This window comes from Rathayibacter sp. Leaf296, assembly GCF_001423045.1.
GTDB classification, from domain to species: Bacteria; Actinomycetota; Actinomycetes; order Actinomycetales; family Microbacteriaceae; genus Rathayibacter; species Rathayibacter caricis.
This window is the reverse complement of sequence record NZ_LMNR01000002.1, coordinates 338,289-359,279: the sequence shown is the minus strand read 5'-3', so window position 1 is coordinate 359,279 and position 20,991 is coordinate 338,289. Positions and strand designations below refer to the sequence as shown.

Here is a 20,991-nt window from a genome sequence, read left to right as displayed (position 1 = left end):
ATGCGCCGATCGGGCCGCGGCGTCACCAGGGGCGGCTCGACGGATGCCCTCGCGTTCGGCGTGCTCAGGGCCCGCTCTCAGCCTCATCCGGCACCCGCGAGGGCCTCGGTCCCCGGACTCGGTGTGTATGGTGTGCCTGTCGGGCGCCCGAGGCCCACGCGAACGGGACACCGTTCCCCGTGCGGCCGCCGCGCACCGCCTCCCCGCAGACGGGGACCCGTCGGACGGCCCGCCCGTCCGACCCGACAGCATCAACCGAGGAGAACTGTGTCCGGCACGAAGAAGCTGGTGATCGTCGAGTCGCCGGCGAAAGCCAAGACCATCGCCCAGTACCTGGGCGACGGGTACGAGGTGCTCGCCTCCGTCGGCCACATCCGCGACCTCATCGAGCCCAAGAACCTCCCGCCCGAGCTCAAGAAGGGTCCGCTGGGCAAGTTCTCGGTCGACGTCGACAACGGCTTCGAGCCGTACTACGTCGTGTCGGACCAGAAGAAGAAGACGGTCGCCGATCTCAAGCGGGCGCTGAAGAACGCCGACGAGCTCTTCCTCGCGACGGATGAGGACCGCGAGGGCGAGGCCATCGCGTGGCACCTCCTCGAGGAGCTCAAGCCCAAGGTCCCTGTGCACCGCATGGTCTTCCACGAGATCACCAAGGACGCGATCCAGAAGGCCAGCCAGAACACCCGCGACATCGACACCTCCCTGGTCGACGCGCAGGAGACCCGCCGTATCCTCGACCGCCTGTACGGCTACGAGATCTCGCCGGTGCTCTGGCGCAAGGTCGGCCCCGGACTCTCGGCCGGCCGCGTGCAGTCGGCCGCCACCCGCCTCGTCGTCGACCGCGAGCGCGAGCGCCTCGCGTTCGTCTCGGCGAGCTACTGGGACCTCGCGACCGTGCTCGCTCCCGAGGCCGACGCCTCGGCGGGCTTCGACGCCCGACTGGCGCGCCTCGACGGCAAGCGCATCGGAAGCGGCCGCGACTTCGACGACCGCGGCGAGCTCAAGAGCGACGTCACCGTGCTCGACGAGGCCAGCGCGACGGCCCTGGCCACGGCGCTGCGCGACCCGGCGACCCTCGTGCGCGTCACGAACCTCGAGTCGAAGCCCTACTCGCGGCGCCCCGCCGCTCCGTTCACCACGTCGACGCTGCAGCAGGAGGCGGCGCGCAAGCTCCGCTTCTCGGCCCGCCAGACCATGAGCGTGGCGCAGTCGCTGTACGAGAACGGCTTCATCACCTACATGAGGACCGACTCGCCGAACCTCTCGCAGCAGGCGATCACCGCGGCGCGCTCGCAGGCGACCGCGCTCTACGGTGCCGAGACGGTGCCCGACACGCCGCGCCTCTACTCCGGAAAGAACAAGAACGCGCAGGAGGCGCACGAGGCGATCCGTCCCGCCGGCGAGACCTTCCGCACCCCCGACCAGCTCGCGGGGACCCTCCGCGGCAACGACCACCGCCTCTACGACCTGATCTGGAAGCGCACCGTCGCCTCCCAGATGGCCGACGCCAAGGGCTCGACCGCTACGGTCACCCTCGAGGCGAACCCGGCCGGCGACACGACCCGCAGCGCGGAGTTCACCGCGTCCGGCACGGTCATCACCTTCCGCGGCTTCCTGCTCGCCTACGAGGAGGGCCGCGACGAGGAGCGCCACGGCGCCCGCGACGAGAAGGACGCCAAGCTCCCCGTGCTCGAGGTCGGCCAGTCCCTCGTGGTCGCCGACGTCGAGGCGAAGGGCCACGAGACCTCGCCGCCGCCGCGCTACACGGAGGCGAGCCTCGTCAAGTCGCTCGAAGAGCTGGGGATCGGGCGCCCCTCGACGTACGCGTCGATCATCTCGACCATCGTCGACCGCGGATACGTCACTCCGCGCGGCACGGCGCTCGTGCCGAACTGGATCGCCTTCTCGGTCGTGCGCCTGCTCGAGGACTTCTTCTCGGACCTCGTCGAGTACGACTTCACGGCCGAGATGGAGGGCGACCTCGACCGCATCGCCGGCGGTGAGGAGGACCGGGTCGACTGGCTCAACCGCTTCTACTTCGGCGGCGGCGCGCATCCCGGACTCCGGAACGTCGTCGACAACCTCGGCGAGATCGACGCCAAGAGCATCAACTCCATCCGCATCACCGACGACATCACGCTGCGGATCGGCAAGTACGGCCCGTACCTGGAGGTCGCCGAGGAGGAGGGACAGGAGACGCCCCGCCGCGTGAACCTGCCGCTCGAGCTCGCCCCCGACGAGCTGACGCCCGCCAAGGCGCAGGAGCTCATCGACGCGCCGGTGCAGACCGACCGCGTGCTCGGGAGCAACCCCGACAGCGGGAAGACCGTCGTCGTCAAGGACGGGCGCTTCGGCCCCTACGTGACCGAGGTCGACCCCGAGCCCGAGACGACCGCCGACCCGGCGACGGGCGAGGTCGTCGAGCCCGCCCCCGCCAAGCGCGGGGCGAAGAAGCCCGCGGTCGTCAAGCCGCGCACCTCCTCCCTCTTCAAGTCGATGGACGTGGCGACGGTCGACCTGGCCACGGCGCTCCGCCTGCTGGACCTGCCCCGCACGGTCGGCGAGGACCCCGAGACGGGTGAGCCCATCACGGCGCAGAACGGTCGCTACGGCCCGTACCTCAAGAAGGGCACGGACAGCCGCTCGCTCACCAGCGAGGACCAGATCTTCGAGGTCGACCTGCCCACCGCTCTGGAGGTGTTCGCGCAGCCGAAGTACGGAGCGAAGCGGGCGTCGAGCGCTCTGAAGGAGTTCGAGGCGGACCCGGTCAGCGGCAAGCCGATCCGCATCCGGGACGGACGATTCGGCGCCTACGTCACCGACGGCGAGACGAACGTCACGATCCCCAAGGGCCAGACGATCGAGGAGATCGACTTCGAGCAGGCCGTGCAGATGCTCGCCGACAAGCGCGCCAAGGGGCCGGTCAAGAAGGCACCCGCGAAGCGCGCACCCGCCAAGAAGCCGGCGGCGAAGACGACGGTTGCGAAGACCACGGCGGCGAAGACGACCGCGGCGAAGACGACGGCCGCGAAGACGACGGCCGCGAAGACCACCGCCGCGAAGACGACCGCCGCCAAGACCACCACCACCCGCAAGCCGGCCGCGAAGAAGCCCGCGGCCGCATCGGAGGCGACGGGCACCGCGGAGTGACCGGGCTGTTCGTCACCCTCGAGGGCGGGGACGGCGCGGGCAAGACGACGCAGGCCCGGCTGCTCGAGGAGTGGCTGGGCTCGCGGGGCGAGACCGTCGTGCGCACCCGGGAGCCGGGCGGCACGGAGGTGGGGGTGCAGATCCGCGAGATCGTCCTCCACCACCGCGGTGAGATCGACCCGCGCGCCGAGGCCCTGCTCTACGCGGCGGACCGCGCCCAGCACATCGGCACGCTGGTGCGGCCGGCGATCGAGCGCGGCGAGGTGGTGGTCCAGGACCGCTACATCGACTCCTCCGTCGCCTATCAGGGGGCGGGACGCGTGCTCGACGCGGACGAGGTGAGGCGCCTCTCGGAGTGGGCGACGCACGACTTCCGCCCCGATCTCACGGTGCTGCTCGATCTCGACCCGGCGGCGGCGCGCTCGCGCCTGGACGCCGCCCGCACCCGCTTCGATCGGCTCGAGGCCGAGAAGGCGGAGTTCCACGAGAGGGTCCGCGGCGCGTTCCTCGCGATCGCCCGATCCGACCCCGAGCGCTTCCTCGTGCTCGACGCCGCCCTCCCCGTCGAGGAGCTCGCCGCCGCGGTGCGCTCGCGCGTGGAGGAGCTCCTCGAGCGCGGCGGCGGCACTGACGGCGGCGGCCCTGTCGGTACTCGCGGGTAGCGTGGACGCGTGAACGTCTGGAGCCAGCTCGTCGGCCAGGAGCACGCCATCGGCGCCCTGCGCGACGCCTCCACGCCCCGCTCCGCCTCGGGCGACGAGTCGGCGTCGATGACGCACTCGTGGCTCATCACCGGCCCGCCCGGCTCCGGCCGCTCGAATCTCGCGTACGCGTTCGCCTCGGCGCTGCTGTGCCGGAACGGCGGCTGCGGCGAGTGCCCGGACTGCCGCCAGGTCGCGGCTCGTTCGCACCCCGATCTCTCCGTCCTCGCGACCGAGCGCGTGATCATCTCGATCGAGGAGGTCCGCAAGCTCGTCTCGAGCTCGCAGTACTCGCCCTCCGTCTCGCGCTACCGGGTGATGGTGATCGAGGACGCCGATCGTATGAGCGAGCGCACGTCGAACGTGCTGCTGAAGGCGCTCGAGGAGCCGCCGGAGCGCACGGTCTGGATCCTCTGCGCGCCCAGTGAGGCCGATCTGCTGCCCACGATCCGCTCCCGGGTGCGCTCGGTGCGCCTGAGGGTGCCGAGCGTCGAGGACGTCGCCGGGCTGCTCGAGCGCCGCGACGGGGTCGACTCCGAGACCGCGGAGCGCGCGGCCCGCCAGGCGCAGAGCCACATCGGCATGGCGCACCGGCTCGCCACCGACGCGAACGCGCGTGCGCGTCGCGAGGAGACGCTCCGGATCGCCCTGCGTCTGCGCGGGGTGTCGGACGCCGTCCTCGGCGCCGCCCGGCTGATCGAGGTCGCGACCGACGATGCGAAGGCGATCACCCTCGAGCGCGACGAGGTCGAGCGCGCGCAGGCCCTCCGCTCGCTCGGAGTCGAGCCGGGGGGCACGATCCCGCCGCAGCTGCGCTCGCAGCTGCGGGCCCTCGAGGAGGACCAGAAGCGCCGCGCGACGCGGAGCCTCCGCGACGGTCTCGACCGGATCCTCGTCGACCTGCTCTCGCTCTACCGCGACGTCGTCCGTCTGCAGCTCGGTGCGCCGGGCGGGGTCATCAACGAGGAGGTCCGCGCCGAGATGACCGCGCTCGCCGATGCCACCCGGCCCGAGCGCACCCTCGCGGTGCTCGAGGCCGTCTCGACGGCGCGCCAGCGGATCGACGCCAACGTGTCGCCGGTCCTCGCACTCGAGGCGATGCTCGTGGTCGCCGCCCGCCGTCCGGTGGCGGCGTGAGGCGCGCGGGGCGCTCGCTCGCCGCAGCCGCCGTGATCGCCGCATCGGCTCTGCTCGCCGGCTGCTTCGCACCCACCCCGTCCGCGACCTCCACCCCCGCCGCGCAGCCGGTCGAGGCGCCGCTCGAGCCGTACTACGGCCAGGTCCTCGTCTGGGACGACTGCGGCGACGGTGCCCAGTGCACGGAGGCGACGGTCCCGCTCGACTGGGACGAGCCCGCGGGTGAGACGGCGACGATCGCCCTGGTGCGGCACCCGGCCGCTCAGCAGCCCGCCCTCGGCTCGCTGCTGGTGAACCCCGGAGGCCCCGGCGCCTCGGGCGTCGACTTCATCCGCGACAGCGTCGACTACGCGGTCGACGAGGAGCTCTCGGCCCGCTACGACGTCGTCGGCTTCGACCCTCGGGGCGTCGGCGCCTCGACCGCCGTCACCTGCCTCGACGACGCGGGACTCGACTCCTACCTCTACGACATCACCCCGGGCGAGCGGGGGAGCGACGAGTGGATCGCCGCCCAGCGCACCGCGTCGGCCGCCTTCGCCGACGCCTGCGCCGAGCGGAGCGGATCCCTGCTCGGCGAGGTCGGGACGCCGAACGCGGCGCGCGACCTCGACGTGCTGCGCGCCGCGCTCGGCGACGAGACGCTGAACTACCTCGGCTACTCGTACGGCACGTTCCTCGGCGCCACGTACGCGGGACTCTTCCCCGAGCGGGTCGGCCGCCTCGTGCTCGACGGCGCGATCGATCCGGCCGCGACCTCGCTCGACGTGGTGCGCGAGCAGGCGAAGGGGTTCGAGAGCGCCCTGCGCGCCTATCTCACCGACTGCCTCGGCTCGGCCGACTGCCCCTTCTCCGGCTCCGTCGAGGACGGCATGGATCAGGTGCGCTCGATGCTCGAGCGGGTCGACGCGTCCGGGATCCGCGCGGGCGACGGCCGCGTCCTGGGGGCGAACACGCTCTTCACCGCCATCGTGTACCCGCTCTACGACGCGGGAGCGTGGGGCGCCCTCAGCGAGATGCTCGCCGAGGTGCAGTCGGGCACGGCGACGACCGCGTTCCAGTACGCCGACGCGTACAACGGCCGCGACGCCGACGGCGCGTACCGCGACAACGCCACCGAGGCCTTCCTCGCGATCAACTGCGTCGACTACTCCTACACCGGAGACGTCGCCGCGATGCGCGCCGACGCGGCGGCGCTCGAGGAGGCCGCCCCGACGATCGGGCGCTACATGGCGTACGGCGACATCCTCTGCAGCGAGTGGCCCGCCCGGTTCGAGGGCTCGCGGGAACCGATCGCGGCGGAGGGATCCGCGCCGATCCTCGTGGTCGGCACCACCAACGATCCGGCCACGCCCTACGTGTGGGCGCAGGCGCTCGCGGGACAGCTCGCCGAGGGGCACCTCCTCACCTACACGGGCGAGGGTCACACCGCCTACAACAATTCCAACCCGTGCGTGAACGACACGGTCGACGCCTACCTCCTCGAGGGCGTCGTGCCACCGGAGGATCCGCAGTGCTGACAGAGACAGAGTCGACCGCCCCCCGCCCCGGACTCCGGGAGCGCAAGCGGCTCGCCACCCGGCGGGCCATCGAGATGGCGGTGCTGCGCCTCGCCGCCGAGCGCGGGCCCGACCGCGTGACCATCGAGGACGTGTCGCGGCAGGCCGACGTCTCGACCCGCACGTTCTTCAACTACTTCGCGTCGAAGGAGGACGCCCTCGTCGGTGGCCTCCCGGTGATCACCGACGAGATCGCCGCCGCCTTCGTCGAGGGGGAGGGGCCGGTCCTCGACGCCCTGCAGAGCGTCTTCGTCGCGGCGATGGAGGAGCCGATGGAGGACGACCGCGAGCTGCACCTGCTCCGGCGCGAGCTGTTCCGCGAGCATCCGCAGCTGGTGGGCCTCAAGATCGCCGGCATGCGCGATTTCGAGGTCGCCGTGGAGCAGCTGGTCGCCGACCGCCTCGCCCGCACCGAGCAGGACCCCGACGTCGCACGCAGCCGGGCGCGCATGCTCACGCTCGTCGGGCTCGCGGCGATGCGCCACGCGTGGGTCTGCTGGGCCGACCAGGACGGCCGCGAGGCGCTGCCGGGCCGGGTCGCCGCGTCGTTCGAGGAGCTGCGCTCCGTCCTGGCCTGAGGGGCCGTCGGGGGTCGGACGCCGCGCCGGTCGTGTTCACGACCGGGCTCGCGACCGTATATGCTGTGTACTCGTGTCCGGGGCCCAGGCCCTCGTTCACGCCGCCTTAGCTCAGTCGGCAGAGCGTCTCACTCGTAATGAGAAGGTCGTGGGTTCGATTCCCACAGGCGGCTCCGTTCCCCTCCCTCCACCAGGTTCCCTGGACGGTCCACGACTACCATGTCCTGGATGACCCCGACCCGGACCACTCCGACCCGGACCACCCCGTCCCTCCGTCGGCCGTGGCTGCTCGCGGTGTCCGCGGTCCTCGCTGCGGCCCTGCTCGGAATCGGCGCGTTCAGCGTCGGAGCCGCGCTGGCCGGGGACGAGGAGCCCCGTGCGGCGGCGGTCGCGACGGCCACCGCCACTCCGGAACGGACGCCCACGCCGACGCCCACCCCGTCCGCCCGGCCGACCGTCGCGGACACCGCTGCCGCTCTGCGCACCTGCTCGGCCGCGGACGCGGCGGCGGATCCCCGCCTCGGTTCGATGCAGGCGCGGGTCGTCGATGCGGCGACCGGCCAGGTGCTGTTCGACCGCGGCGGGGAGACCCCCTCGCGCACCGCCAGCGCGCTCAAGATCCTCACGGCCGCCTCCGCGCTGGCCGTCCTCGGCCCCGACACCCGCATCGCGACGACCGTCGTCCGGGGGGAGGCTCCCGGCTCCGTCGTGCTCGTCGGCGGCGGGGACGTCACGCTCAGCCGGCTCCCGACCGGGCAGAGCTCGTTCTACTCCGGTGCGGCTCACCTCGACGATCTCGCAGAGCAGACGCTCAGCGCCTGGGACGCCGATCCCGCGACGGCCGGAACTCCGATCACCTCGGTGGTCCTCGACTCGACGCTCTTCACCGGCGACACCTGGCAGCCGACCTGGAACCGCAAGGAGCAGACGCAGGGCTACATGCCCGAGATCACGGCGCTGCAGGTGGACGGCGACCGAGCGGATCCGACCGCGTCGACCTCGACGCGCGGCACCGACCCGGTCGGGCGCGCCGGCGCGGCGTTCGTGAACGAGCTGGCCGGGTCGCCGTCGATCAGCACCGGGACCGCTCCGGCCGGTGCCGAGGTCCTCGGGACGGTCGAGTCCGCACCGGTCCGCGAACTCGTGCAGCAGATGCTCCTCGTCTCGGACAATGCGATCGCCGAGATGCTGGCGCGGCTCGTCGCGATCCGCACCGGCGCCGGCAGCACCTTCGCCGCCGAGCAGGCCGGCGTGCTGCAGGGGCTCGCGGGCTACGGAGTCGACACGTCGGGCATCGTGATCGCCGACGGATCGGGCCTGAGCGACGACAACTCGGTGGCGCCCGCCTACTTCACCGAGCTCCTGCGCAAGGTCCAGGCGCGCGAGGGCGACCTCGGCGTCGTGCTCGACGGGCTGCCCGTCTCGGGTCGCACCGGATCCCTCGCCTACGCCGACCGGTTCGCGGGTGAGAACGCTGTCGCCGATGGCGCGGTGCTCGCGAAGACCGGCTGGATCGACACCGGCTACACGCTCGCCGGCGTCGTCACCGCCGCCGACGGCACCGTCCTGACCTTCGCCGTGTACGCCCTCGGCGACGTGGCCGACTCGGCGAAGACCGCGATCGACACCCTGGTGACCGGCTTCTACCGCTGCGGCGCCGGGCTCTCCGACTTCTGACCACGCACTCCCGATCCCACCCCTCCGGAAGGAACCCCATGACCTCCGCGCTCCTCATCGTCGACGTGCAGAACGACTTCACCGAGGGCGGCGCGCTCGCGGTCGACGGCGGCGCCCGCGTCGCCGAGGACGTCTCGGCGTACCTCACGGCGAATCCCGAGCGGTACCGGACCGTGCTCGCCTCCCGCGACTGGCACGACGGCGACTCCGACAACGGCGGCCACTTCTCGCCCGAGCCGGACTTCGTCGACAGCTGGCCGGTGCACTGCGTCGCGGGCACCCCCGGCGCCGACTACCACCCCTCGCTCCGGACGGACGCGATCGACGTGCACCTCTGGAAGGGCCAGGGGCGTCCCTCCTACTCCGCGTTCGAGGGCGTCACCGCCGACGGCGACGGCCTGCCCGAGACGCTCGCCCGGTGGGGAGTGACGGAGCTCGACGTCGTGGGGCTCGCGACCGACCACTGCGTCCGGGCCTCGGCGCTCGACGCTCGCGCGGCGGGGCTCGAGGTCCGGGTGCTCGAGGACCTCGTCGCCGGAGTGTCGGCGGAGGCGAGTGCCGCGGCGCTGCGCGAACTCGCCGAGGCGGGCGTGCGCGTCGAGCAGTCGGTCTGACGAGGTCGTCCCCGTCGCCCCGAGGAGTACCCTCGATGAGGTGATCCTCCTTCGTGTGCGCCCCGAGCGCCGCGATCCGCAGAGAAAGAATGCATCCGTGACTGATTCCGTCGAGACCCCGGCCCTGACCGAGGAGTCGCTCCTCGCACGCACGCCCGCGCAGCTGTACATCGGAGGCGAGTGGATCGACGCCTCGGGCGGCGGGACGATCGACGTGGAGGATCCGGCGACGGGCCGGGTGATCCGCACCATCGCCGATGCGACACCGGAGGACGGCCTGCGCGCGCTCGACGCCGCGGTCGAGGCCGGTGCGGCGTGGGCGGCGACCGCGCCCCGGGTGCGCGGCGAGATCCTCCGCCGCGCCTTCGACCTGCTGCAGGAGCGCAAGGACGAGTTCGCCCTGCTGATGACGCTCGAGATGGGCAAGCCGGTCGCCGAGGCGCTGGGCGAGGTCGCCTACGGCGGCGAGTTCCTCCGCTGGTTCAGCGAGGAGGCCGTGCGCATCTCGGGCCGCTACGGCGTGAACCCGGAGGGGACCGGGCGGATGATCGTGTCGCAGCATCCGGTGGGCCCCTGCTACCTGATCACGCCGTGGAACTTCCCGCTCGCGATGGCGACGCGCAAGATCGCGCCGGCGCTCGCGGCGGGCTGCACGGTCGTCGTGAAGCCCGCGGAGCTCACTCCGCTGACCACCCTCGCCTTCGCGGCGCTGCTCGCTGAGGCGGGCGTCCCTGCCGGCGTCGTCAACGTGGTCACCACGTCGAGCGCCGCGGCGGTGTCGGAGCCGATCCTGTCGGATCCGCGCCTGCGGAAGGTGTCGTTCACCGGCTCCACGCCGGTCGGGCAGACCCTGATGCGGCAGGCCGCGGAGAACGTCCTGCGCACCTCGATGGAGCTGGGCGGGAACGCTCCCTTCGTGGTCTTCGAGGACGCCGACCTCGACCGCGCGGTGGACGGCGCGATGCTGGCGAAGTTCCGCAACATCGGGCAGGCGTGCACCGCCGCCAACCGCTTCTTCGTGCACGAGTCGATCGCCGACGAGTTCGCGACGCGGGTGACCGAGCGGGTCCGCGCCCTGCGCGTGGGCCGCGGCACCGAGGAGGGCGTGAGCATCGGCCCGCTCATCGACGACCGCGCCGTGTCGAAGGCCGACGCCCTCGTGCAGGACGCCGTCGAGCGGGGTGCCCGGGTGCGCGCGGGCGGCCGCGCGGTGGACGGTGCGGGGCACTTCTACGAGCCGACGGTGCTGACGGACGTCGTCCGGGGCAGCGAGCTCCTGCGCACCGAGATCTTCGGGCCGGTGCTCGCGATCGTTCCGTTCCGCGACGAGGAGGAGGCCGTCCGGCTCGCGAACGACACCGAGTTCGGGCTGGTCTCGTACGTCTTCACCCGGGACCTCGCGCGCGGACAGCGCATGATCGAGCGCCTGCAGACGGGCATGATGGGGCTGAACGTCGGCGTCGTGTCGAACGCGGCCGCTCCGTTCGGCGGCGTCAAGTCGTCCGGGCTGGGCCGCGAGGGCGGGCCGGAGGGCATCGCCGAGTACCTCAGCACGAAGTACACGCTCACCCCCGACCCGTTCGCCTGAGCCGTGGCACGGGTCGAGGTCGCCTCCCTGGACGATCCGCGGCTGCGCGACTACGCGCACGCCACGGACGTGGCGCTGAAGAACGCCCGGGGCGCGCAGGGTCTCTACATCGCGGAGTCGGCGCTGGTGCTGGAGCGTGCACTGCGGGCGGGGCACTGTCCGCGGTCGGTGCTGGCGCTCGGCTCCTCCGCCGACGAGGCGGAGCGCCTGGTCGCGGAGTTCGACGTGCCGGTCTTCACCGGTCCGGGCGAGCTCCTGGCGGAGCTCACGGGCTACGTCCTGCACCGCGGGCTCATCGCGGCGATGGAGCGGCCGGAGCTACCCGACCCGGCGGTGCTGCTGGCCGGGGCGCGGCGCGTGGTCGTGCTCGAGGACGTCGTCGACCCGACGAACGTCGGCGCGATCTTCCGCTCGGTCGGCGCGATCGGAGCGGACGCCGTGCTCGTCACTCCGCGTTGCTCCGACCCCTTCTACCGCCGCGCGATCCGGGTCAGCATGGGCACCGTGCTGCAGGTGCCCTGGACGCGGGTGGGCGGCTGGGACGAGACGGCCGCGCTCCTGCACGGAGCCGGCTTCACGATCGCGGCGATGGCGCTGACGGAGGGGGCGCTGCCGCTGCGCGAGTTCGCCGCCACCGCCCCCGAGAGGGTGGCTCTCGTACTCGGCACGGAGGGGGAGGGACTGACCGCTGAGGCGCTCGCGGCGGCCGACGTCGCCGTGCAGATCCCGATGCGGCACGGGATCGACTCGCTCAACGTCGCGGCGGCCAGCGCGGTGGCGATGTGGGCGCTGGCCGAGCCGGGCTGAGCTCCCGGGTGGCGCACCGTCCGTCGATGTGCGCCGTGCCCCCTGGGGCCGGCGGCCCTGAGGTACCGTGGCTGCCACTCCCGTCCACCCCGCCCGAACGAGGTCCTCATGCCGCAGACGCCGCGACGGAGACGGACCGCTCCGGTCGCCGCGCTCGTCCCGGCTCTGCGTAGTCCGGCTCTGCGTCTTCCGGCCCTGCTCGTCCCCGCGTTGCTGTCGCTGCTCCTGACCGGGTGCATGGGGGATCCGGCAGAGATCCCGGACGACGCGCAGGATCCGTCCTCGACCTCCGCCACCGCGCCGGCGGACGGGGGAGCCGACGGCACTGCTCCGAGCGCCGCCCCCGACGACTCCGAGCCGTCCGACGACGGCGCGGCCGTGGCGCGCCGCATCACCGACTGCCTCGCGCGCTACGGGCTGAACGAGCGACCCGTGGTGCCGGACGACGTGACCGAGGAGGAGCTGCTCGCCGCGCGGCGCCTCCTCGAGCAGTACGACCAGACCTTCACGACGTGCACGGCCGAGGCGCTGGCGGCGGCGGCGGCGGCGCCCACTCCGTGACGGCGGGCAGCTGATGCGCCTCGACTCGCTCTCCGCCCTCGTCGCCGGTGGCGCGTCCGGTCTGGGCGCGGCGACGGCGATCGCGCTGCTCGAGGCGGGAGCGCGGGTCGTCGTGCTCGATCTGCCGGTTGCTCTGGAGCGGGCGGATCTCCCCGATGCCGTCGTCCGGGTGCCCGGTGACGTGCTCGACTCGGAGGCCGTCGCCCGGGCCGTGGCGGCGGCCGGCGATCTGCGGGTGGCCGTGACCTGCGCGGGCATCGCGACTCCGGGCCGCCTGCTCGGCAAGGAGGGCCCGCTCGCCCTCGACGGCATCGAGCGGGTGCTGCGCGTCAACACGGTCGGCACGCTGAACGTGCTGCGGCTCGCGGCGGCGTCGATCGTCGAGCGGGAGCCGATCGACGGGGAGCGCGGGGTGCTCGTGACGACGTCGTCGGTGGCGGCGTTCGACGGCCAGATCGGCCAGGCGGCCTACGCGGCGTCGAAGGGGGCTGTGGCGGCCCTCACGCTGCCGCTCGCGCGCGAACTGGCCGCGTCGCTCCTCCGGGTGGTCTCAATCGCGCCGGGGACGTTCGACACGCCCCTGCTCTCCGGTCTCCCCGAGCGCGCGCGGACCTCGCTCGGCGCGGCGACCCCGCATCCCGCTCGACTCGGCCGCCCGTCGGAGTTCGCGGCCCTCGTGCGGCACATCGTCGAGAACCCGATGCTCAACGGCGAGGTCGTCCGGCTCGACGGCGCGCTGCGGCTGCCGCCGCGCTGAGCGCTGCCGGGCCCAGCCCGTCAGACCAGCAGCTGGTGCTTCGCGAGGTCGCGGTACAGCGGGGTCGACTCGACGAGCTCGGAGTGCGTGCCGACTCCGACGACCTCGCCCTTCTGCAGCACGACGATGCGGTCGGAGTCGACGACGGTCGACAGGCGGTGCGCGATGACCAGGAGCGTCCGGTTCTCGGCGACGGCGTCGATCGCCAGGCGCAAGCGCTGCTCGTTGAGCCCGTCCAGGCTCGATGTCGACTCGTCCAGGAGCAGGATGGGCGGCGCGGCGAGGAGCGCGCGGCCGATCGCGAGACGCTGGCGCTCGCCTCCCGACAGCATCACTCCGCTCTCGCCCACCGGGGCGTCGAGGCCGAGCGGGTTGCGCTCGAGCACGTCGGTGAGGTTCACGGCCTCGAGCACGCGGAGGCAGTCGGCGTCGTCGGCGTCGGGGCGGCCGAGGACGAGGTTCTCGCGGATCGTGCCGGCGAGGACCGGGGCGTCCTGCTCGACGTAGCCGATCTGGGCACGGAGAGCGTCGCGGTCGACGGCGGTGATGTCGACGCCGCCGAGGCGGACCACTCCGGCCTCGGGGTCGTAGAAGCGCTCGATGAGCGCGAGGATCGTGCTCTTGCCGGCGCCGGAGGGGCCGACGAGGGCGGTGCGCTTGCCACGGGGGACGGTGAACGAGACGCCGCGCAGGACGGTCCGGTTGCGCTCCTCCGGAGCCGACTCGGCCCCGTCGGCCGGCACCACCTGCTCGTCGTACGAGAAGACGACGTCCTCGAACGCGATCGCGTCCTCGCCGACTCCGGCGCCGAGACCGCTGACGGAGCCCGCTCCGTCGCCGTCGCCCTCGATGGGGAGGTCGATGATCTCCTGGATCCGGCCGAGGGCGCCGAGCGCCGAGTTGACCGAGGTGATCGCGCCGATGAAGTTGCCCAGCGGCATCACCATCATGAAGAGGAACAGGATGAACGAGACCAGCTGCGCGATGTCGATCGAGCCGGAGGCGACGCGGTAGCCGCCGACACCGAGGACTGCGAGGAACGCGACCTGCATGGCGATGCCGGCGACGGGCACCACGAGGGCGGAGACGTGCGCGACGCGGATGCCGAGGCGGTAGGCCTCGGTCGCGTGGCCCTCGACCACGGCGATCTCGCGCTCCGTCGCTCCAGCGGCGCGGATCGTGCGGACGGCGCTGATCGCGCGCTCGACGGCCGCGGCCAGGTCGCCCACCTTCTCCTGCGCCTTGCGGCTCGCGACGCGGATGCCGCGGCCGAGGGTCAGTGCGAGCCCGAGCGCAGCGGCGACGACCACGACGATGATGACGAGCAGGACCCAGTCGATGATCGCCATCGCGATGATCGCGCCGACGAAGACGAGCGAGCCCGCGATCGAGTCGACGAGGCCCTGGGTGAGCACGGCGCGCAGCAGGGTGGAGTCGGAGCCGACGCGCGAGACGAGGTCGCCGGTGCGGCGGGCGTCGAACTCGCGGATCGGGAGGCGCAGGAGGCGCGCGACCAGGCGGCGGCGGCTCGAGAGCACGATGCCCTCTCCGGTGCGCTGCAGCAGGTAGTGGGCGAAGCCCGAGATGAGTCCGGAGGCGACGACCAGGGCGACGAGCGCCCAGACGAGTGGGCCGAGGTCGAGCCCCTCCTGCACGCGGGTGATGACCTGGCCGACGACGAGGGGCTGCGCGAGGCTCGCGGCCGCGCCGAACAGGCTCAGCACGACGACGACCGAGAGGATCCCGCGGTGCTCGAGGAGGTAGGGGACGAGCTGCGAGAAGGAGGCGCGGGGCCCGTCGTCGGTTCCGCGTCCGCCGCGTCGTCCTCGTGCGCTCCGGGTGCTGCTGCTCATCGATCGTCCGTTCCCGCTCATGCCGCCGTCCATTCTGCCTCCTGGTCGCTGCGAACGAGCCGGTGCGGGCCTGCGCACACAGCTTCGGCCCGCCGGGGATCCGACGGGCCGAAGGGGGAGTGCTGCCGCCGACTACGAGACGTTGTCGGTGTACGAGAGGTGCTGGGTCTCCTTGGACAGGATCAGCGCGATGAGCGTCAGGACGCCCGCCGCACTGAGGTAGAGGCCCACGAGCACCGGGCTGCCGCCCGCCGCCTGCCAGAGCGCGACCGCGATGATCGGCGCCACGGCCGCTCCGAGGATCGACGCGAGGTTGTACGACATCGCCGAGCCGGTGTAGCGGACGTTGGTCGGGAACAGCTCGGGCAGGACCGCGCCCATCGGACCGAAGGTCAGGCCCATCAGCGTGAAGCCGAGGATCAGCACGGCCATCACGCCGACGAAGCCGCCGCCGAAGAGGGGCACGAAGAGCAGGCCGAACACGATGATCGCCGAGGTGACCGTGATGAGCAGCTTCCGACGGCCGAACTTCTCGGCCAGCGGGCCGGAGACGAGCGTGAAGATCCCGAAGAAGACGACGCCGACGATCAGCATGATCAGGAAGTCGTTGCGGGTGTAGCCGAGGCCGGCGACCGGTCCGTCGGTCGCGGCGGTGCCGTAGGTCAGCGTGAACGTGGTCATCAGGTAGAAGAGCACGTAGGTCGCGAGCATGATGAACGTGCCCAGGATCAGCGGACGCCAGCTCGAGACGAACACGCGCGCGAGCGGCAGCTTGGCGACCTCGCCCTTCTCGACGACCTTCTGGAAGGCGGGGGTCTCGACGAGCTTGAAGCGGACGTAGAGGCCGATGATCACGAGGACCGCGCTCGCCAGGAACGGCACGCGCCAGCCCCACGCGGCGAAGGTCTCGTCGTCCATGGACGTGGCGAGCACGAGGAACAGCACGTTCGCGACGATGAAGCCGATCGGAGCGCCGAGCTGCGGGAAGGTGCCGTAGATGGCGCGCTTGTTCGCGGGGGCGTTCTCGGTGGCGAGCAGCGCCGCTCCGGACCACTCGCCGCCGAGGCCGAGGCCCTGGCAGAAGCGCATCACGACGAGCAGGAACGGCGCGAGGAACTCCCAGCCGGGCGTGAGCGCGGTGGGCAGGCAGCCGATCAGGAAGGTCGCGATGCCCATGGTGAGCAGGGAGGCGACGAGGGTGCCCTTGCGGCCGACGCGGTCGCCGAAGTGGCCGAAGATGATCGAGCCGATCGGGCGGGCGATGAACGCGACTCCGAAGACGGCGAAGGAGGCGAGCAGCGCTGTCGCCGGGTCCTCGTTCACGAAGAAGAGCGTGGGGAAGACCAGGACGGCGGCGGTCGCGTAGGCGTAGAAGTCGTAGAACTCGATCGACGTGCCGATGAGGCTCGCGAGGATGACGCGGCCGCGGGAGTTCTGCGGGGCGGAGGGAGCGTCGGCGGTGGCGGGTGCGTGAGACATGGGAGGGGAGTTGCTCCGGTAGGCGGGGTTCCCCGTGCCGGCGGGCGAGGCGTCGATCGGGCGTCGCGGACCTGAGGGCGGTGGGGGTGGAGGAGTCGGGCCGCTCGTGACGGCCCGACCACTTTACTCCGTGTTCACCCAGCTTCGTGCTGTAGCACCCCGCGGACGGGGGACCAGCCGGAGGTCGTGGCTGGGCTCAGCCGCGAAGCTCGCGCAGCAGCAGCGCGGTCGCGACCGCCGCCTCCGCCGCCTCGCGGCCCTTGTCCTCCTTCGAGCCGGGCAAGCCGGCGCGGTCGATGCCCTGCTGCTCGGTGTCGAGCGTGAGCACGCCGAAGCCGACGGGCTTGCCGGTCTGGAGGCTGACGTTCGTCAGTCCCGAGGTCGCCGCGTCCGAGACGTACTCGAAGTGCGGGGTGCCGCCGCGGATGATCACACCGAGCGCGACGACCGCGTCGGCGCCCGCCTCCAGCGCGACCTTGGCGGCGACGGGCAGCTCGAACGAGCCGGGGACGCGCACGAGCGACCACGAGGCGCCGGACTCGTCGAGTGCGGCGCGCGCTCCGGCGATGAGGCCGTCCGAGATCTGCGTGTGCCAGGTCCCGGCGACGACGACGACGCGCAGTCCCGATCCGTCGAGGGCGGTGGAGGTGGTGGGGGCGCCGGAACCGGCCATGCTGTTACTCCTTCGTCGTCGCGCCGGCGATCCCGGCGTCGAGGTGTCCGAGATCGGCGAGGTCGCCGAGGTTCTCGATGTCGTGGCCCATGCGGTCGCGCTTGGTCTCGAGGTAGCCCTCGTTGAACGCGCCGACGCCGACCACGAGCGGCACGCGCTCCGAGACGGTGATGCCGCGGTCGGTCAGCTGGCGGACCTTCTCGGGGTTGTTGGTCAACAGGCGCACATCGCGGACGCCGAGGTCCTCGAGGATCCCGACGGCGGCGCCGTAGTCGCGGGCGTCGGCGGGAAGGCCGAGCGCGAGGTTCGCGTCGAGCGTGTCGAGGCCGTCCTCCTGCAGGCGGTACGCGCGCAGCTTGTTGATCAGGCCGATGCCGCGACCCTCGTGACCGCGGAGGTAGACGACCACTCCGCCGTCGCGCTGGATCGTGTCGAGCGCGGCGTCGAGCTGCGGTCCGCACTCGCACTTCAGCGACCCGAAGGCCTCGCCGGTCAGGCACTCCGAGTGCACGCGGACCAGCGGCGGCCGCGCGGTGGACCCGCCGATCGTGCCGGCGACGATCGCGACGTGATCGGCTCCCGTCTGGCGGTCGCGGTAGGCGCGGACCCGGAACGGACCGTGGGTGGTGGGGACCGTGGTCTCGACCTCGAAGCTGACCCGGGAGCTCTCGGGGACCGGGACCGACTGGGGCACCTCGGCGTCGCAGTGGAACTCCTGCAGGTACTCGATCAGCGCCGCGACGGTGGTGACCGGGACGCCGTCGCGCTCGCCGAGCGCGATCAGGCCGGGCAGGCGCATCATCTCGCCGTCCTCCGCGACGATCTCGGAGATCGCGGCGACGGGGTAGAGGCCGGCGAGCTTCATCAGGTCGACGGCGGCCTCGGTGTGGCCGTCGCGCTCGCGCACGCCGCCCTCGACCGCGCGCAGCGGCAGGATGTGGCCCGGGCGGTGCAGTCGTGACGGCGTCGCCTCCGGATCGGCGAGGACGCGGAGGGTGTGCGCGCGATCGGAGGCGCTGATGCCGGTCGAGAGGCGGTCGGCCGCGTCGACCGAGAGCGTGTAGGCGGTGCCGCGCGGGTCCTCGTTGTCGACGACCATGAGCGGGAGCTCGAGCCGGTCGGCGATCTCGTTCGTCATCGGGGCGCAGATGAAGCCGGAGGAGTTGCGCACCAGCCAGGCGATCGTCTCCTGGGTCGCGAGCTGAGCGGCGATGATGACGTCGCCCTCGTTCTCGCGGCCCTCGTCGTCGGCCACGATGACCGGGCGGCCCTCGCGCAGTGCGGCGACGGCCTCGGGGATGCTGGAGAGGCTCATGCCCCACCTCCGGGAAGGGTGACGGGAAGGGCGGGCGCGGGGTTCGCGATGGCCTGCAGGGCGAGCATCCGCTCGACGTGACGGGCGAGGATGTCGGTCTCGATGTTGACCTGCTCGCCGACAGCGCGGGCGCCGAGAGTGGTGGCGGCGAGGGTCTCGGGGATGAGGGAGACCTCGAACCACTGCTCCGGCTCTGCGGCGGGGCTGATGGCCGAGACGGTCAGCGAGACTCCGTCGACCGCGATCGAGCCCTTGTCGGTCACCAGCGGCGCGGCCTGGGGCGGCAGGGAGAAGCGGAGCACGCGCCACGCGTCGCCCGGCGTGATCGACAGCAGCGTCGCCGTGCCGTCGATGTGGCCCTGCACGATGTGGCCGCCGAGCCGGTCGCCCACGAGGGCGGCGCGCTCGAGGTTCACCGGATCGCCGACGGCCACTCCGTCGAGGGTCGACATGCGGAGCGTCTGCGCCATCACGTCGGCGGTGAAGCCCTCGTCGGTCTGGTCGACGACGGTCAGGCACACGCCGGAGACCGCGATGGAGTCGCCGTGGCGGGCACCCTCGACCGCGAGCGGACCGCGCACCGTGAGCCGGATCGCATCCGCGCCAGTCTCGATCGCCGTGACGACGCCGATCTCCTCGATGATTCCGGTGAACATCAGTGGGTCTCCATCTGCAGGGCGTGGGGGAGGCGGGCCGGTTCGCCGGCGCCGCCCGCGGGGTGCGCGGCGGGACGAGCGGTCACGAGGAGGTCGTCGCCGAGGACCTCGACCGAGTGGATGCGGAGGCGGCGGGCGTCGGCGATGCCTGCGACTCCGATGTCGCCGAGCGCCAGGCGGGGGCCGCCGAGCAGCGCGGGAGCGAGGTAGACCAGGTACTCGTCGACCAGGCCCGCGGCGACCAGGGCGGAGGCGAGGGTCGGCCCGCCCTCGACGTAGACGTGCCGCACCTCGTCGCGGTAGAGGCGGTCGAGGACGGCCTCGAGGTCGTGGTGGCGCTCGAGGACCGCCGGGTGCGGGTGGTGGAGCACGTGCGCGTCGTCCGGGACGGGCCGCTCGCCGACGACCACGGGGATGGGCTGGTGCTCGAGCAGCTCGCCCCCGTCGCCGCGGGCGGTGAGGCTCGGGTCGTCGGCGAGGACGGTGCCGGTGCCGACCAGGATCGCGTCGCTGTCGGCGCGCTGCTCGTGGACGCGCTGCCGGGCGGCGGCTCCGGTGATCCAGCGGCTGCTGCCGTCGGCGGCGGCGGTGCGGCCGTCGAGGGTCGAGGCCCATTTGAGGGTGACGAAGGGGCGGTGGAGGCGAGCGGCGGTGAGCCACACGTGCAGGAACTCCTCGCCCTCGTCGGCGAGGACGCCCTCGATCACCTCGATGCCGGCGGCACGGAGGGTGTCGCCACCGCCTCCCGAGCGGGATCCCGGGTCGTTGACCGCGTAGACGACGCGCGCGACGCCGGCCTCGATGAGGGCCCGGCTGCACGGACCGGTGCGGCCGGTGTGATCGCACGGCTCGAGGCTGACGATCGCGGTCGCGCCGGCGGCGACGTCCGGGGCGAGCTTCGAGAGCGCATCGACCTCGGCGTGCGCGGTGCCTGCTCCGTGGTGCCAGCCCTCGGAGAGGACGGTGCCGTCGGGCGCCAGGAGGACGCAGCCCACGCGCGGATTCACTCCGCGGGCGGGACCGCGCTCGGCGATCGCGAGCGCTCTGCGCATCGCGTGCTCGAAATCGATCGTCATTCCCGGTCTTCCGTTCGTCGCCGAACTCCGGGGTCTCGATCGCCGGTGCGCGGGCACCGTCGTTCGACGTCGCGCTCGCGCGCGACGCTCGTGCTGCCTCCCATCCGGACTTTCACCGTCGGTCCCGGAATTCCACCGGATCAACGGCTCCCCACCGAAGTGGTCGGCCGCTCGCGGACTGTCACCGCCGGTTCGGACTCTCACCGACCCCGGAGCACGTGCTATCTCGTTCAGCCTAGGACAACGCGGGTGAGGGTGCCGTATTCCCACGTCACACTCGGAGGCGGAGGACTCGCGGGCAGCGAGCGGGCGGGACATCAGAACGGCGGCGGCTCGTCGGTGAGGTCGTCGTGCAGCCCGTCGAGCCTCGGTGACGGGGGCTCCGGTGACGGTGGACGGGTGAGGTGGTGTCGTCCGGTGGGGCTGGTCCAGTCGAGGATCCCTCCTCGTCGGTGGTGGACCCGCCAGGTGGTGGTGTGGCGGAGGCGGTGGTGGTGCCGGCAGAGGTGGGCGAGGTTGTCGGCGTCGGTATGCCCCTCGTGCTGCCACTCGACGCCGTGGTCGACGTCGCTGTCGCGAGCGGACCTGGTGCAGCCGGGGAACCGGCAGGTGACGTCACGGTGGGCGAGAGCCCGGCGCAGGTCGGCGGGGACGCGGTAGGTGGTCCGTCCGACGGAGAGGACCGCCCCGGTCTCGGGGTGGGTGAGGATCCGGGCGAAGGAGGGAGCGTCGGCGGCGAGGCGTCGCGCTGTCACCGGGTCGATGGGGCCGTAGCCGTCGAGGATCCCGGGCTCGTCGGAGCGTCCGAGGAGG

At 72.6% G+C, this 20,991-nt stretch carries 18 protein-coding genes, 1 tRNA gene and 1 riboswitch; of the genes, 12 read left to right on the top strand and 7 right to left on the bottom strand.

Annotated elements, in window-relative coordinates; translation table 11 throughout:
* Positions 1-267: 267 nt before the first annotated feature.
* The 12 genes from topA (at position 268) to ASF46_RS11880 (ending at position 13,126) form a co-directional block, all read left to right on the top strand.
* Positions 268-3,150, top strand: a complete 2,883-nt coding sequence (gene topA / locus ASF46_RS11935) for a type I DNA topoisomerase (protein WP_056867799.1) — start codon at positions 268-270, stop codon at positions 3,148-3,150.
* Positions 3,147-3,812: a dTMP kinase gene (gene tmk / locus ASF46_RS11930; RefSeq protein ID WP_056867798.1), complete on the top strand. Its 666-nt coding sequence runs from the start codon at positions 3,147-3,149 to the stop codon at positions 3,810-3,812. Before topA ends, tmk begins: the two co-directional genes overlap by 4 nt.
* A gap of 9 nt (positions 3,813-3,821) precedes the next feature.
* Positions 3,822-4,988, top strand: a complete 1,167-nt coding sequence (locus ASF46_RS11925) for a DNA polymerase III subunit delta' (protein ID WP_055791292.1) — start codon at positions 3,822-3,824, stop codon at positions 4,986-4,988.
* Entirely contained in the window at positions 4,985-6,505 is a 1,521-nt protein-coding gene (locus ASF46_RS11920; protein WP_056867797.1) for an alpha/beta hydrolase, read from the top strand. Before ASF46_RS11925 ends, ASF46_RS11920 begins: the two co-directional genes overlap by 4 nt.
* Entirely contained in the window at positions 6,499-7,122 is a 624-nt protein-coding gene (locus ASF46_RS11915; RefSeq protein WP_082485458.1) for a TetR/AcrR family transcriptional regulator, read from the top strand. Before ASF46_RS11920 ends, ASF46_RS11915 begins: the two co-directional genes overlap by 7 nt.
* Positions 7,123-7,222: 100 nt before the next feature.
* A tRNA-Thr gene (locus ASF46_RS11910) sits at positions 7,223-7,295 on the top strand.
* A 55-nt stretch (positions 7,296-7,350) separates the two neighbouring features.
* Positions 7,351-8,799 carry a D-alanyl-D-alanine carboxypeptidase/D-alanyl-D-alanine-endopeptidase gene (dacB, locus tag ASF46_RS11905; RefSeq protein WP_082485584.1) on the top strand — a complete coding sequence of 483 codons (1,449 nt, stop codon included), beginning with the start codon at positions 7,351-7,353 and terminating at the stop codon, positions 8,797-8,799.
* Between the two features lie 38 nt (positions 8,800-8,837).
* Entirely contained in the window at positions 8,838-9,413 is a 576-nt protein-coding gene (locus ASF46_RS11900; protein WP_056867796.1) for an isochorismatase family protein, read from the top strand.
* A gap of 124 nt (positions 9,414-9,537) precedes the next feature.
* Positions 9,538-11,001 (top strand): NAD-dependent succinate-semialdehyde dehydrogenase, encoded by a 1,464-nt coding sequence (locus tag ASF46_RS11895; protein ID WP_056868566.1) that lies wholly within the window; start codon positions 9,538-9,540, stop codon positions 10,999-11,001.
* A 3-nt stretch (positions 11,002-11,004) separates the two neighbouring features.
* A complete protein-coding gene (locus ASF46_RS11890; RefSeq protein WP_056867795.1) occupies positions 11,005-11,808 on the top strand; it encodes a TrmH family RNA methyltransferase in 804 nt (267 codons plus the stop codon).
* 108 nt (positions 11,809-11,916) lie between these two features.
* Complete coding sequence (locus ASF46_RS11885) at positions 11,917-12,369, top strand: hypothetical protein (protein ID WP_056867794.1); 453 nt, start codon at positions 11,917-11,919, stop codon at positions 12,367-12,369.
* A gap of 13 nt (positions 12,370-12,382) precedes the next feature.
* Positions 12,383-13,126: an SDR family NAD(P)-dependent oxidoreductase gene (locus tag ASF46_RS11880; RefSeq protein ID WP_056867793.1), complete on the top strand. Its 744-nt coding sequence runs from the start codon at positions 12,383-12,385 to the stop codon at positions 13,124-13,126.
* A 20-nt stretch (positions 13,127-13,146) separates the two neighbouring features.
* Here ASF46_RS11880 and ASF46_RS11875 read toward each other — a convergent pair whose 3' ends face one another.
* From ASF46_RS11875 to ASF46_RS11845, 7 genes are all read right to left on the bottom strand, one after another.
* Positions 13,147-14,979, bottom strand: coding sequence for an ABC transporter ATP-binding protein (locus tag ASF46_RS11875; RefSeq protein WP_056868565.1), 1,833 nt, complete (start codon positions 14,977-14,979; stop codon positions 13,147-13,149).
* Positions 14,980-15,111: 132 nt separating this feature from the next.
* A complete protein-coding gene (locus ASF46_RS11870) occupies positions 15,112-16,458 on the bottom strand; it encodes an MFS transporter (RefSeq protein WP_056867792.1) in 1,347 nt (448 codons plus the stop codon).
* Between the two features lie 196 nt (positions 16,459-16,654).
* Positions 16,655-17,131 carry a 6,7-dimethyl-8-ribityllumazine synthase gene (gene ribH / locus ASF46_RS11865; RefSeq protein ID WP_056867791.1) on the bottom strand — a complete coding sequence of 159 codons (477 nt, stop codon included), beginning with the start codon at positions 17,129-17,131 and terminating at the stop codon, positions 16,655-16,657.
* 4 nt (positions 17,132-17,135) lie between these two features.
* Positions 17,136-18,446: a bifunctional 3,4-dihydroxy-2-butanone-4-phosphate synthase/GTP cyclohydrolase II gene (locus tag ASF46_RS11860; RefSeq protein ID WP_056867790.1), complete on the bottom strand. Its 1,311-nt coding sequence runs from the start codon at positions 18,444-18,446 to the stop codon at positions 17,136-17,138.
* Complete coding sequence (locus ASF46_RS11855) at positions 18,443-19,102, bottom strand: riboflavin synthase (RefSeq protein WP_056867789.1); 660 nt, start codon at positions 19,100-19,102, stop codon at positions 18,443-18,445. Before ASF46_RS11855 ends, ASF46_RS11860 begins: the two co-directional genes overlap by 4 nt.
* The gene (gene ribD, locus ASF46_RS11850) at positions 19,102-20,178 is read right to left on the bottom strand and encodes a bifunctional diaminohydroxyphosphoribosylaminopyrimidine deaminase/5-amino-6-(5-phosphoribosylamino)uracil reductase RibD (RefSeq protein ID WP_056867788.1); all 1,077 of its coding nucleotides are present in this window, start codon (positions 20,176-20,178) and stop codon (positions 19,102-19,104) included. The genes ASF46_RS11855 and ribD overlap by 1 nt, the downstream gene beginning before the upstream one ends.
* Positions 20,179-20,266: 88 nt before the next feature.
* A riboswitch (FMN riboswitch) is annotated at positions 20,267-20,398 on the bottom strand.
* 97 nt (positions 20,399-20,495) lie between these two features.
* Positions 20,496-20,991: HNH endonuclease signature motif containing protein (locus tag ASF46_RS11845; protein WP_162240176.1), on the bottom strand; the 496-nt coding region annotated here is incomplete at its 5' end.